This window comes from Thermomonas sp. HDW16 (assembly GCF_011302915.1).
In the GTDB taxonomy this organism is placed as follows: Bacteria; Pseudomonadota; Gammaproteobacteria; order Xanthomonadales; family Xanthomonadaceae; genus Thermomonas.
In genome coordinates, this window is record NZ_CP049872.1 from 31390 (window position 1) to 44789 (window position 13400).

The 13400-nt window shown below is 65.7% G+C and carries 13 protein-coding genes; 4 read left to right on the forward strand and 9 right to left on the reverse strand.

The genetic code is table 11. The annotated features are described in order from the left end of the window. Position 1: 1 nt before the first annotated feature. The 9 genes from G7079_RS00150 to G7079_RS00190 all read right to left on the reverse strand — a co-directional run bounded on the left by G7079_RS00150 (position 2) and on the right by G7079_RS00190 (position 8748). The gene (locus G7079_RS00150; protein WP_166054402.1) at positions 2 to 682 is read right to left on the reverse strand and encodes a DUF484 family protein; all 681 of its coding nucleotides are present in this window, start codon (positions 680 to 682) and stop codon (positions 2 to 4) included. Next, the gene (gene dapF, locus G7079_RS00155) at positions 679 to 1527 is read right to left on the reverse strand and encodes a diaminopimelate epimerase (RefSeq protein ID WP_166054404.1); all 849 of its coding nucleotides are present in this window, start codon (positions 1525 to 1527) and stop codon (positions 679 to 681) included. The genes G7079_RS00150 and dapF overlap by 4 nt, the downstream gene beginning before the upstream one ends. Positions 1528 to 1535: 8 nt before the next feature. After that, the gene (locus tag G7079_RS00160) at positions 1536 to 1703 is read right to left on the reverse strand and encodes a lipoprotein (protein ID WP_166054406.1); all 168 of its coding nucleotides are present in this window, start codon (positions 1701 to 1703) and stop codon (positions 1536 to 1538) included. A 26-nt stretch (positions 1704 to 1729) separates the two neighbouring features. After that, positions 1730 to 2101 (reverse strand): YbaN family protein, encoded by a 372-nt coding sequence (locus G7079_RS00165; RefSeq protein ID WP_166054408.1) that lies wholly within the window; start codon positions 2099 to 2101, stop codon positions 1730 to 1732. A gap of 85 nt (positions 2102 to 2186) precedes the next feature. Continuing rightward, on the reverse strand, positions 2187 to 4346 hold the full coding sequence (locus G7079_RS00170) for a S9 family peptidase (RefSeq protein WP_166054411.1): 2160 nt from the start codon (positions 4344 to 4346) through the stop codon (positions 2187 to 2189). A 25-nt stretch (positions 4347 to 4371) separates the two neighbouring features. Next, complete coding sequence (locus G7079_RS00175; protein ID WP_166054413.1) at positions 4372 to 6462, reverse strand: prolyl oligopeptidase family serine peptidase; 2091 nt, start codon at positions 6460 to 6462, stop codon at positions 4372 to 4374. A 70-nt stretch (positions 6463 to 6532) separates the two neighbouring features. Next, positions 6533 to 6805 (reverse strand): hypothetical protein, encoded by a 273-nt coding sequence (locus G7079_RS00180; RefSeq protein WP_166054414.1) that lies wholly within the window; start codon positions 6803 to 6805, stop codon positions 6533 to 6535. 61 nt (positions 6806 to 6866) lie between these two features. Then, positions 6867 to 7781, reverse strand: coding sequence for a patatin-like phospholipase family protein (locus tag G7079_RS00185; protein ID WP_166054416.1), 915 nt, complete (start codon positions 7779 to 7781; stop codon positions 6867 to 6869). A 1-nt stretch (position 7782) separates the two neighbouring features. Then, positions 7783 to 8748, reverse strand: a complete 966-nt coding sequence (locus tag G7079_RS00190; protein ID WP_166054418.1) for a YafY family protein — start codon at positions 8746 to 8748, stop codon at positions 7783 to 7785. 44 nt (positions 8749 to 8792) lie between these two features. On the opposite strand from G7079_RS00190, the gene G7079_RS00195 reads away from it, so the two are divergent. The 4 genes from G7079_RS00195 to G7079_RS00210 are packed head-to-tail and all read left to right on the forward strand — an operon-like array spanning position 8793 to position 13398. Then, positions 8793 to 11672: a molybdopterin oxidoreductase family protein gene (locus G7079_RS00195; RefSeq protein ID WP_166054420.1), complete on the forward strand. Its 2880-nt coding sequence runs from the start codon at positions 8793 to 8795 to the stop codon at positions 11670 to 11672. Then, positions 11669 to 12310, forward strand: a complete 642-nt coding sequence (locus G7079_RS00200; protein ID WP_166054422.1) for a 2-hydroxychromene-2-carboxylate isomerase — start codon at positions 11669 to 11671, stop codon at positions 12308 to 12310. Before G7079_RS00195 ends, G7079_RS00200 begins: the two co-directional genes overlap by 4 nt. Then, the gene (locus G7079_RS00205) at positions 12307 to 13044 is read left to right on the forward strand and encodes a 4Fe-4S dicluster domain-containing protein (RefSeq protein WP_166054424.1); all 738 of its coding nucleotides are present in this window, start codon (positions 12307 to 12309) and stop codon (positions 13042 to 13044) included. The genes G7079_RS00200 and G7079_RS00205 overlap by 4 nt, the downstream gene beginning before the upstream one ends. Positions 13045 to 13053: 9 nt before the next feature. Beyond that, positions 13054 to 13398 carry a heavy metal-binding domain-containing protein gene (locus G7079_RS00210; RefSeq protein WP_206203216.1) on the forward strand — a complete coding sequence of 115 codons (345 nt, stop codon included), beginning with the start codon at positions 13054 to 13056 and terminating at the stop codon, positions 13396 to 13398. Positions 13399 to 13400 lie beyond the last annotated feature (2 nt).

The window sequence follows — 13400 nt, forward strand, 5'->3', positions numbered from 1 at the left end:
GTCAGCGGAAGCGCTGCAAGCCCGCCACCAGCGCTTCCCCCATCATGCGCAGGAACAGCGTGCCCATGCCGGGGAAGAAGCGATTGGGGTCCAGGCTGCCGACCGCCACCAGCCCGGTGCCCGGCAACACCAGCAGTGCGGAGCTCTGCACGTCCTCGGCGCGCACGCCATACAGCAACGCGTTCTTGTCGGGGTGCAGACGGCCGCAGACCGGCTCGCCTCCGCCCATCAGGTCGCGAAAGCCGGACAGGCGCGCGTCGTCTTCGGCGATCACCTGCAGCCAGTCGGCATCGTCCACGCCATCGACCGCATGGAACGACACGATGCGCACCAGGTCACCCTGGAAATCTTCTTCCAGCGATGCCGCCATCGCACGCAACGTATCGGCCGCGCTGCCCTGCTTCATCAGCGCCAAGGTCAGCTGGTGGGTACGTACCGAGAGCCGCTCGTTTTCCTGTGCGTTGCCGAACAGTTCCTGCAGGCGCCGCGACAGTTCGCGATTCTTGTCGCGCAGCACCTCCAGCTGGTAGCTGGCGAGCGACGCGGCCGGGCCATTGTCGCGCGGCACCACCAGGGTCAGCGCCAGGTCGGGAAATTGCTGCAGGAAGGCCGGGTGCCGGCGCAGCCACGCAGCCACTTCGTGCGCGCCGAGCTTTTCGGTATTGTCGAATCCAGTCGTCACAACCACTCCCCTTCGAAAACAAATGCAGTCGGCCCGCCCATGCGGATGCGGCCATCGGCTTGATCGTAACGGATACGCAAGGTGCCTCCGGGCAGTTCCACCGCGATCGCGCGATCCATGTCGACGCGCCCGCGCCTTGCCAGCACCGCGACAGCCGCGCACGCGCCGCTGCCGCAGGCCAGTGTCTCGCCCACGCCGCGCTCGAATACGCGCAGGCGCACATGATCGCGCGAGACGACTTCGGCGAAACCCACGTTCACCGACTGCGGGAACGCCGCGTTGGCCTGCAAGGCCGGGCCCAGTTCGGCCACCGGCGCGGTCGCCACGTCGGCGACTTCGATCACCGCATGCGGGTTGCCCATCGATACCGCGCCGAAACGGATCGCGATGCCATCCACGTCGCGCAGGTATTCGTCCTGCGCCACGTCCCAGCCATGCAGCGGTACCGCCGCCGGGATGAAATCCGGTGCACCCATGTCGATGACGAAACCGCCATCGGCATCACGCTGCACCGCATGGGTACCGGCCGGGCTGTCGATGACGAAATCGCCGGCTGCCGGTGCCGCGCCATCGCGTACCAGCCATGCCGCGATACAGCGCGCGCCATTGCCACATTGCTGTGCGGTGGAGCCATCGGAATTCCAGATGCGGTAGGACGCGACGGCACCGACGCTGCGCGGCGCCTCCACGGTCAACAGCTGATCGCAGCCGATGCCGATGTGGCGGTCGGCGATGCGCGCGCACAACGCGGCCTCCGGTGCAGCCTGCCCATCGCGCAGGTCGAGCACGACGAAGTCGTTGCCCGCACCATGCATTTTCGAGAACGCCATGCTGGAGCCAGACATGACCGCGTTCAGCGTGCCGGCGTGCCGGACTCGGTCTTTGCGGGTTCGGCAGCGGGTTGTTCGACGGGCGCCGGCGCATCGGCCGGCTTGGCTTCCGGCATCACCAGCGGGCCCTTGTTGCCGCAAGCAGCCAGCAGGCAGAGCAGGAACGAGGCGATTGCGATGCGCTTGATCATGGCCGGCAGTGTAACCGCGGCACCGCTTACTGTCGCGGCTCCGGGCGACGCCACAGCCAGAGTGCGACGCAGGCCATGATCGCGGTGTCGGTGGCCGCCATCCACCCTTTCGGCGCAGTCAGGAACATCACCACCGCGCACAGCGCCATCATGCCGATGGCCAAGCGTTTGGCACGACGCGAGACCGCACCTTCGCGTTCCCAATCGCGGATCATCGGGCCGAACTGCGGATGCGCCAGCAGCCAAGCGTGCAGTCGCTGCGAGCCGCGTGCAGCGGCGAACGCGGCCAGCAAGACGAAGGGCACGGTGGGCAGGCCGGGCACGAAGATGCCGATGAAGCCGAGCCCCAGGCTGGCATACGCCAGCAGCCACCAGCCGATCCGGGTCAATCCGCGCATCGCGCCACCCTACCGGAAGCGCGGCCAAAGACAACGAAGGCCGGGGAGTCCCGGCCTTCGTGTCGAACAGCAACCAGCGCAACGATCACGGAGTGGCTTTCACGCCCAGCTGGTCCAGCATGAAGGAATACATCTCCGCCTGTTCGCGGTAGCGGCGGAAGCGCCCGGACTTGCCGCCGTGACCGGCTTCCATGTTGGTGCGGAATACCACCGGATCGCGGGAGGTATTCAAGTCGCGCAGGCGCGCCACGTACTTGGCCGGCTCCCAGTACTGCACCTGCGAATCCCACAGGCCGGTGCCGACGAAAGTAGCCGGATAGGCCTTCTTCTCCAGGTTGTCGTACGGCGAGTAGGTGACCATGTAGTCGTAGAACTTCTTCTGTTCCGGATTGCCCCACTCGTCGTATTCGTTGGTGGTCAGCGGGATGGTGGGATCCAGCATGGTGGTCACCACGTCGACGAACGGCACCTGCGACAGGATCACCTTGTAAGTCTCCGGCGCCATGTTGGCGATCGCGCCCATCAGCAGGCCGCCAGCGCTGCCGCCATGCGCGGCCACGCGATCCGGCGCGGCATAGCCCTGCTTCACAAGCGTCTGGGTGACGTCGATGAAATCGGTGAAGGTGTTCTTCTTGTGCAGCAGCTTGCCGTCTTCGTACCAGGCGCGACCCATCTCCTGGCCACCGCGGATATGCGCCAGCGCATACACCATGCCGCGATCCAGCAGGCTGACCGTGGTCACCGAGAAACCCGGATCCATCGACGCACCATAGCTGCCGTAACCGTACTGCAGCATCGCTGCCTTGCCGTCTTTCTTGAAGCCCTTCTTGTAGACCAGCGAGACCGGCACCTTGACGCCATCGCGCGCGGTCACCCACACGCGTTCGGTCACGTAGTTCGCCGGGTTGTAGCCTGGCACCGGCTGCTGCTTCAGCTCGCGGCGCTCGCCGGTCTGCACGTTCAACTCGTACGTCGTCGCCGGCGTGGTCATCGAGGTGTAGCTGTAGCGCAGCCACGGGTTGTCGGTTTCCGGATTGGCGTCCAGGCCCATCGAATAGGCGGTTTCGTCCGCCTTCACGTATTCGGAGCCACCGTCGCCCTTGAGGATGCGTACACGCTCCAAACCGCCGGAACGCTCGGCCACTGCGGCGAAGCCGTCGAACAGCTCGATGCCTTCGACATAGACCTGCGGATCGTGCGCGATCCAGTCCTTCCAGTCCTTGCGCGAGCTGCTGCCATCGGCGGCGGTGACGATCTTGAAGTTCGTCGCGCCACCATCATTGGTGCGGATCACCCAACGACCGCCGTGGTGGTCGGCGTCGTATTCCACGTCGCGTGCGCGCGGCGCAAGAACCTTGAATTCACCCGGGTTCGCCGCCGATGTGTAGCGGGTCTCGTTGGAGACGGTACTGTCCATGCCGATCACGATGTATTGGTCGTCGCGTGTACGGCCGATGCCCATGTAGAAGGTGTCGTCCTTCTCCTCGTAGACCAGCACGTCGTCCTTCGGATCCGTGCCGAGGACGTGCTTCTTCACCTTGGTGCTGAGCAGAGTCTCGGGGTCGTTCTCGACGTAGAAGAAGGTCTTGTTGTCGTCCGCCCACACGCCGTAGCCGGCGGTGCCGGGGATCGCATCCGCAAGGGTTTCGCCCGTTTCCAGGTTTTTCACCCGTAGCGTGTACTGGCGGCGGCCGTTGGTGTCGTCGCCGTACACCACCAGCCGGTTGTCCTGGCTGACCGTGCGGCCACTGATGGCGTAGTAGTCCTTGCCGGCGGCCATCGTGTTGACGTCGAACAGCACGTCCTCGCCCTTGAAGTCGGCGGCGGCATTGGCGCGCTGGATCGACAGCGCATCGACGCCATCGGCCGCCTTGCGGCGAGCGTGGATCGGATAGTCCTTGCCAGCCTCGAAACGGCTGTAATACCACCAGCCACGATCGCGGTACGGCACCGAGGCATCGTCCTGCTTGATGCGCGCCACGATCTCGTCGTAAAGCGTGTCCTGCACTGGCTTGAGCGGGTTCAGCAGTGCATCGGCATAGGCGTTTTCCGCCTTCAGGTAGCCGAGCATCTCCGGGTTCTCGCGCTTGTCGTCGCGCAGCCAGTAGTACTCGTCCTGGCGCTCGGCGCCGAACGGGGCTTTCACCACGTGCGGCTTCTTGGCGGCATCGGGCGGAGTGGGCGTTTCGGAAGCGTGTGCGGTCATGGCGAAGGCGAGTGCAATGAGGAGGGCGTGCGGTTTCATGGACGTCGGCGCTCCGTGGGCCGAATTACTTCGTCAGTTGCTGCCAGAGGAAGGTGTAGGACAGCGCGTTCATGTGCGCGGACTGCGCATTGTTCGCCGCGCCACCGTGGCCGCCTTCGATGTTCTCGTAGTAGCGCACGTCCTTACCCGCGGCCTCCATCTTCGCCATCATCTTGCGCGCATGCGCCGGGTGCACGCGGTCGTCCTTGGTCGAGGTGGTGAACAAGGTGGCCGGGTAATCCCTCGATGCATCGAACAGGTGGTACGGGCTGAAGGTCTGGATGAAGCTCCAGTCCGCCGTGTCGGGATCGCCGTATTCGGCCATCCACGAAGCACCGGCCAGCAAGTGGCTGTAACGCTTCATGTCCAGCAGCGGCACCTGCACCACGATCGCGCCGAACTTCTCCGGGTACTGGGTGAGCATATTGCCCATCAGCAGGCCGCCGTTGCTGCCGCCCATGGTGCCCAGATGCTGCGGCGAGGTGATCTTGCGCGCCACCAGGTCGTCGGCGATCGCGGCGAAGTCTTCATAGGCCTTGTGGCGGTTGGCCTTGAGCGCGGCCTGGTGCCAGCGCGGGCCGTATTCGCCGCCGCCGCGGATGTTGGCCAGCGCATACACGCCGCCCTTCTCCAGCCACGCCTTGCCGATGCTGCCGGAATAGGACGGCGTCATCGACACGGTGAAGCCACCGTAGCCGTACAGCAGGGTCGGCGCCTTGCCATCGAACTTCAGGTCCTTCGGGCGCACCAGGAAGTACGGCGCCTTGGTGCCGTCCTTGGAGGTGGCGAAGTGCTGCTCCATCACGTCCTTGCTGCCGTCGAAGAACACCGGGTTGGATTTGACGATTTCCGGCTGCTGGCCAATCTCGGCGATGGCCAGCGTGGTCGGGGTGAGGAAGTCGGTCGCCGTGAGCCACACCGCATTGCTGTCATCGGCATCCACCGCACCGACACCAACGGTGCCGATGGTCGGCGCGCCGACGAAGGCCGTCTTCGCCCAACCATCCTTGCCCGGCGTCAGCACGGACAGGCGGTTCTTGACGTCTTCCATCACGTTGAGGACCAGGTGATCCTTCGTCCACGTGTAGCCGGCCAATGACGATTTGTCGGTGGGTTCGAACAGCACGTCGAAATCGCGCTTGCCGGCCATGAAGTCGTTGAAATTGATCGCGATCAGCGAACCCGGCGCGTAGGTCTTGCCACCGGCCTCGTAGGGATCGCGCAGTTCCAGCAACAGCCAGTCCTTGTGCACACCCTTCTCGGCGCTGTTGGGTGCATCGATCTTGCTCAGGCTGTTGTCCTTGCCACGCAGGAACAACTCGTTGTTCCAGAACGCGATGGTGCGGCTGACGAAGTCGCGCTCGTAACCCGGCGTGCTGTCGTGCCCGGCCGAGATGTACATGTCGCCCGGCTTGCCTTCGTACACCTTGGTCGCGCTGCTCATCGGCGTGCCGCGCTTCCACTGCTTGACGATGTTCGGATAGCCGGAGCTTGTCAGCGTGCCCGGGCCGAAGTCGGTGAAGACGTAGACCGTGTCCTTGTCGATCCAGCCCAGCCCGCCCTTGGCTTCAGGACGGAAGAAGCCGTCCTGCACGAACTGCTTCGTCGTGAGGTCGAATTCGCGGGTGACATCGGCATCGGAGCCGCCGGGCGACAGCGCGATCAGGCAGCGCTCATAGGCGGGCCGGAGACAGTCGGCGCCGTGCCAGACCCACTTCGCGTCTTCGGCCTTGTTCAGCGCATCCAGGTCGAGCACGGTCTCCCACTGCGGATTCGGCTTGCGGTATTCGGCCAGTGTGGTGCGCCGCCACAGGCCGCGCTCGTGCTGCTTGTCCTTCCAGAAGTTGTAGTAGTACTCGCCGATCTTCTCGACGCCGGGGATCTTGGCGTCCGAATCCAGGATCGTGCGGATGTCGGCCTCCAGCGTCTTGAACGCGGGCGTGCCGGCGATTTCCGCCTCGGCCTTGGCGTTGCGTGCCTTCACCCACTCCAGCGATTTCTCGCCTTGCACATCTTCCAGCCAGGCGTAGGGATCATCGTTGGCTGGCGTCTGCGCGGACGCGCCGCCAGCGATAGCGAGGCCGGCGATCAGGCAGGCATTGGAGAACTGGGACATGGAGGCTCCGGTGGTTCACGTGAACCCGAAACGCTAGCACAGCCCCCCGCCCGGCCAATGTGCCATTGGCTCAGGCCCGGCGGGCCACCGGCAACGACGCCCTGGCCCGTTGCGCACGCTGCCGACGGGCTTGCGGCCGCCGCCGCCGCGGCACCTGCATCGCCACCTGCGGCAGCGGGAAACCACGCAAGCTCCACCAGGCCGCCAGCGGCATGCCGACCAGCCACAACGGCAGCCAGCCCAGCCATTCGCTGCTGCCGCGGGCGGCGGGAATCAGCAACACAGCCACGGTGCCGAGGATCACGGCGTGACGGAGGGTGGCATCAAGCTGTTCGCGGGTCATGGCGGCGCTCCGGTTGGGTGGCGTCCAGACTGCGACGCTTCCTTCTCACCGGCTGCGACGCTCAGTAGCCAGCGGCGTCCAGCGCCTTGTCGGCCTCGCGCCGGCCGATCTCGATCAGCTCGCGGCCGCGCCAGAATTCGTAGAACTGGCAGGCATCCCGCGGGATGTGAACCACCAGTTCCGGCGGGTCAAGCGCCATGTGCACGCACGCGATCTGCGCCTGCATCGTGTCCAGCGCGCGCGCCATCACTTCGGTCAGGCCGAAACGGTGGTCGGGCTTGCCGTCACCATCGGCATCGTCACCGAAATGACGCCCGATCCAGCGACCGACGACACCCGGCGTGCTTTCGCCCGCATCGTCCGCGTCCACGTTGGCGGGAGCGCCCACCGGCACCTGCGGCCAGCCGTGCATGTCCACCGCGATCAGCCGGTGCGCGTCCGACAACCGGGTGGCGGTGATCGGCAAGGGCGCCAGCAGCCCGCCATCGACCAGTTCGCGGCCATGCAGCTTGAACGGGGTGAACACGCCGGGAATCGCGAACGAGGCGCGCACCGCGTCCCACAGGTCGCCGCGACGCAGCCAGACCTCGCGCTGGCGCACCAGGTCCACCGCCACTGCGGTGAAATCGATCGGCAGGTCTTCGATGCGCGGCTCGCCCAGCACCTCGCGCAGCGTGCGCACCAGCCTGTCGCCGGTGAACAACGCGGGGCGGCCGAAGCCGGGGTCGAGCAGGCGCAGCATCGCGGTGCGGCTGGTGCCCAGCATCCACTCGCGCAGTTCGACCAGCTTGCCGGCAGCGCAGGCGCCACCGACCAGCGCGCCGCTGGATGCGCCGGCAATCGCGACGATGTTCATGCCGCGCGCCTGCAATGCCTCGATCACGCCGATCTGCGCCAACCCGCGCGCACCACCCGCGCCCAAGACCAGCGCGACCGGCTCCCCACCCATGATCTTCGGTGCGTCTGCCGCAGCCATCTCAGTCGTAGTTGGAGATGGCGAGCTGCAGCATCGCCCGCATCTGCTCGCGCAGGGTCTTGGGCTCGACGATCTCCGCATCGCCGCCGTAATGCAGTACGTCCATCAACAGTTCGCGCGGCACCGAATACGGGATCTTCAGTTCGTAGCGCCCGTCCGGCAGGAACCGACCCTGCTGCTGCGAATGCCAATGCTCGTCGGCCACCCAGCGCGCGGCCTTGGCGCTGAACAGGATCGTCGCCCAGCCCTTCGGCGCGCCCGAAAAGATGCCGTAGCTGCCGGCAAGGTGGGTATTGAGGTCGTCCTCGCCCACGTCGCGGGCCACGCCATCGGCGAAGCGCGCGCCGGAAATGCGGTCGATGGAGAAGCTGCGCAGGCCTTGCTTCTCCTCGTCCCATGCATCCAGATACCAGTTGTCGCGATAGTGGGTCAGCCGTTGCGGGGACACCGTGCGCCGCGTCTTCTCGTCGGTGGAACGCGCTCGATAATCGAACGCAATCTTGCGCCGCTCCAACACGCTGGAGGCGACGATGCGGAACGCGTGCTCATCCATGCGCCGGCCGCGATGCGGGATCACCCGCACCCGCTCCACCGGCCAGGTCTTGCCGCCGGAATGCGCATCCAGCAGTTTTTCCACCCGCGACTGCAACGGTGCCAACGCGGAGGACAACATGCCGCCGCTGCTCTTCGACAACAGCTGCTGCGCGGCGAGCAAGGCATGCAGCTCTTCGGAATTCAGCCACAGCCCGGGCAACTCGAAGCGCTCGGCTTCGGCCTTGTCGTAGCTGAAGCCGGACTCGCCATCGCCGATCAGCGGCGCCATCAGGCCATCGCGCAGGAAGGCCAGGTCGCGGTAGACGGTGGCGCGCGAGCAGCCCAGTTCGTCCTGCAGGCGGGCCACGGTGACCGGGCGGCGCGAAGCCTGCAGCACGCGGTGCAGGGCGATGATGCGTTCGTAGCGATCCATCCGCAGATTATGCGGCAGCGTGCGCGGCGCGGCACAATGCGCGAATGGCCGAACCCGCGCTCAACCTCTCGCCATCGCCCGGCGACGATGCCAAGACCACCACTTGCTACATGTGCGCCTGCCGCTGCGGCATCAAGGTCTGGCTGCAAGACGGCAAGATTCGTTACATCCAGGGCAACCGCGAGCATCCGGTCAACCAGGGCGTGCTGTGCGCGAAGGGCGCCAGCGGGATCATGCAGCACTACTCGCCGGCGCGGCTGCGCAAGCCGTTGCTGCGGGTGGGCGAACGCGGCGCAGGCGAGTTCCGCGAGATCGAATGGGACGAAGCGCTCGAGATTGCCACGTCCTGGCTTGCGCCGATACGCGAACGCAATCCGGATGAATTCGCGTTCTTCACCGGCCGCGACCAGAGCCAGGCGCTGACCGGCTGGTGGGCGCAGCAGTTCGGCACGGTGAACTATGCCGCGCACGGCGGTTTCTGCTCGGTGAACATGGCCGCTGGCGGCCTGTATTCGGTCGGCGGCAGCTTCTGGGAATTCGGTGAGCCCGACTGGGAGCACACCAGGTACCTGATGCTGTGGGGCGTGGCCGAAGACCACGACAGCAACCCGATCAAGCTTGGCCTCGGCAAATTGAAGGCGCACGGCGCCAAGATCGTGGCGGTGAATCCGGTGCGCAGTGGCTATGGCGCGATCGCAGACGAATGGATCGGCATCCGCCCCGGCACCGACGGCCTGTTCGCGTTCGCGCTGGCACACGAATTGCTGCGGATGGATCGCATCGATCTCGATTACCTCGTCCGCTACGCCAATGCGCACTGGCTGGTGATCGACCATCCCGGCGGTGCCGACGATGGCCTGTTCGCCCGCGATGCCGATGGCAACGCGCTGTGCTGGAACACGGACACGAATGCCGCGACGGATGCGAACGCCATCGGCATCGCACCCGCCGTGGTCGGCGAGTACGTGTTGGCCGATGGCCGCAAGACGCGGCCGGTGTTCCAGCTGATCGCCGACCGCTACCTGGATCCGCAATATTCGCCGGATGCCGTCAGCGAACGTTGCGGCATTCCCGCCGATACCATCCGCCGCATCGCCCGCGAACTCACCGAAGCGGCCTTCGATTCCAAACTGTCGCTGCCGATCGCGTGGACGGATTCATGGGGCCGCGAACACGCTTCGATGGAAGGCCGCCCGGTGGCGATGCACGCGATGCGCGGGATCAGCGCGCACAGCAACGGCTTCCACACCTGTCGTGCCTTGCACCTGCTGCAGCTGCTGCTGGGCGCGGTAGACGCGCCGGGCAGCTTCCGCTACCAACCGCCATTCCCGAAGCCGATTCCGCCCGCGAATCGCCCCGGCAAGACGCGCAAGGCCGATAGCGTACTGGATGCTGCGCCGCTGGGTTTCGTGCACGGACCGGAAGACCTGGTCGTCGATGCGCAGGGCCAGCCGCGCCGCATCGACCACGCGTATTCCTGGGCCTATCCGCTGTCCGCGCACGGGATGATGCATACGGTCATCCGCAATGCCTGGGCCGGCGATCCGTACAAGATCGATACCCTGCTGATGTTCATGGCCAATATGAGCTGGAACTCGGCGATGAATACCGGGCAGACCATGCAATGGCTGACCGACAAGGACGACGCCGGCGAATACCGCATCCCGCGCATCATCTATTCCGATGCCTATGCCTCGGAAATGGTGGCATATGCCGATCTTGTGCTGCCGGACACGACGTACCTGGAACGCTTCGACGCGATCTCGATGCTGGATCGTCCGATCAGCGATGCCGATGGCGCCAGCGATGCGATCCGCCATCCGCTGTTCGATCCGCAAACGCAGCTCGACGAGGATGGCGAAGCGCGCGACGTGCGCGGCTTCCAGTCGGTATTGATCGAACTCGGCACACGGCTGGGCCTGCCGGGGCTGGTCAACGAGGATGGCTCGCCGAAGTACCGCGACTATGCCGACTACATCGTCCGCCACGAGCGCGCCCCCGGTGTGGGCCTGCTGGCCGGCTGGCGCGGCGAACATGGCGATGCGCACGGCAAGGGCGCACCGAACCCCGAACAATTGCAGCGCTACATCGACAACGGCGGCTTCTGGCGCGAAGAGATTCCGGAATCCGCGCGCTACTTCAAGATGGCCAACCGCGATTACCTGCAATGGGCGCAACGCTTCGGCTTCGTGCCGAACGACCAACCCATCGTGCTGCAACTGTATTCGGAAACGCTGCAGAAATTCCGGCTGGCCGCGCAGGGCCATGGCGCAATGCAGCCGCCTGCCGAACATCGCGAGCGCGTCGCGACCTATTTCGATCCGATGCCGATCTGGTACGAACCGTTCGAGCACGACCAGACCTCGCGCACGACCTTCCCGCTCAATGCGGTGACCCAGCGACCGATGTTCATGTATCACTCGTGGGGCAGCCAGAACGCGTGGCTGCGGCAGATCACCGCGCGCAATTATCTGTACCTGCATCCGGATACCGGCCCGCAATACGGCATCGCCGACGAAGACTGGATCGAGGTGACCTCGCACCACGGCACGATCACCGCGCAGGCGAAGTTCGCCGCCAACGTGCAACCGGACACGGTGTGGACCTGGAACGCGATCGGCAAGCGCAAGGGCGCATGGCGGCTGGCGAAAAATGCGCCGGAAGGCGAGAAAGGCTTCCTGCTCAACCACCTGATTTCCGACGTGACGCCGAAGGGCGATTACGCCAATGCCGACCCGGTCACCGGGCAGGCGGCGTGGTTCGACCTGCGCGTGTCGATCCGCAAGTCGGACGCGCAAGCAAATGAAAGCGCGCCGCAATTCGCGCCACTGCACTTCAAGCCCGCGGACGAGCGCCCCCTGCGTTATGGCGCCCAGCTTCGAGAGAGCACGTCCCGCCGCAGAAACAAGGAAACGACGCGATGAATGCCGCAGCGCTCGATTGGTTTTTCGATTTCATCTCGCCATTCGCCTACCTGCAGTGGCGACGGTTGCGACGTGAGCACCCCGAAGTGGCGTTGAACCCGAAGCCGCTGCTGTTCGCCGCGATCCTCAACCACGTCGGCCAGCTGGGCCCGGCGGAGATCCCGCAGAAGCGCCGCCATACCTACCGCATCGTGCTGTGGCAAGCGCGGCAGGCCGGTATTCCGCTGCATTTCCCGCCCGCCCATCCGTTCAACCCGCTTCCCGCGCTGCGCCTGTGCCTGGCCGCGCCGGACCGGATCGCGGCGATCGATGCGATCTTCGCTCACATCTGGGAACACGGCCGGGCCGCCGACAGCATCGAAGCGCTGGCCGATGTTGCGCGCGCACTCGGCATCGACGACCCAGCCGCAGCCATCGCCCGCGACGACGTTAAACGCGAATTGTTGGCCAACGGTGAGGAAGCGATGGCACTTGGCCTGTTCGGCGTGCCGACCTTGAAAGTTCGCGATGAACTGTTCTGGGGCAACGATGCAACGGAACTCGCGCTGGCGTATGCCCGCGATCCCGACACGCTCGACGCCGAAATGCGTCGTGTCGATGCGATCCCCGAGGCCGTGCAACGCAAGAAACCCGCATGACATCGCTGCCGCCGCCATCGAAGAAAAAACTCGGCCTGGTCATCGACCTGGACACCTGCGTGGGCTGCCATGCCTGCGCGACCAGTTGCAAGGAATGGAATGCAGGCGGCATCGCCGGGCCGCTGACCGACGAGCGCCCCTACGGCAAGGATCCGCAGGGCGTGTGGTTCAACCGCGTGCACAGCTATGAACTGGAAGCCGCCGCGGCAAGCAAGCAGCCGGCACAGACCCTGCACTTCCCGCGCAGCTGCCTGCATTGCGAAACCCCGGCCTGCGTGACCGTGTGTCCCACCGGCGCAAGTTACAAGCGCGCGGAAGACGGCATCGTGCTGGTCGACGAGGACAAGTGCATCGGCTGCAAGCTGTGCAGCTGGGCCTGCCCCTACGGTGCGCGCGAGTACAGCGACGTCGAAGGCGTGATGAAGAAATGCACGCTGTGCGTGGATCGCATCTACAACGACAAGCTCGACGAAGCCGACCGCCAGCCGGCCTGCGTGCAGGCCTGCCCGACCAAGGCGCGACACTTCGGCGATCTGGCCGATCCGCAGTCGAAAGTCTCGCTGCTGGTGGCGGATCGCGGCGGCGTGGCGCTGATGCCGGAACTCGGCTACGCGCCGACCAATCGCTACCTGCCACCGCGTCCGCGCCGCACCGGCGATGCGAACGATGCGCCCGCAACGGACGCGCCCGGCAATCTCGCATCGCGGTGGCTCAACCGCATCCTCAAACGCTAAGGACACCACATGGCCAAGGACAACGAGATCCTCGTCACCACCACGCCCGGCTTCGAAGGCCGCCGCATCGTCGACTACAAGGGCCTTGTCGGTGGCGACGCCATCCTCGGCGCCAACATGTTCCGCGACATGTTCGCCGGCCTGCGCGACCTGGTCGGCGGCCGTTCCGGCAGCTACGAGAAAGTGCTGCGCGCGGCCAAGACCGAGGCGCTGGAAGACATGATCGCCGCCGCCCGCGAGCGCGGCGCGAACGCCGTGGTCGGCGTCGACCTCGATTACGAAACCATCCAGATCCAGGACGGCGGTTCGATGCTGATGGTGTCCTGCTCCGGCACCGCGGTGGTGGTCGAGTAACG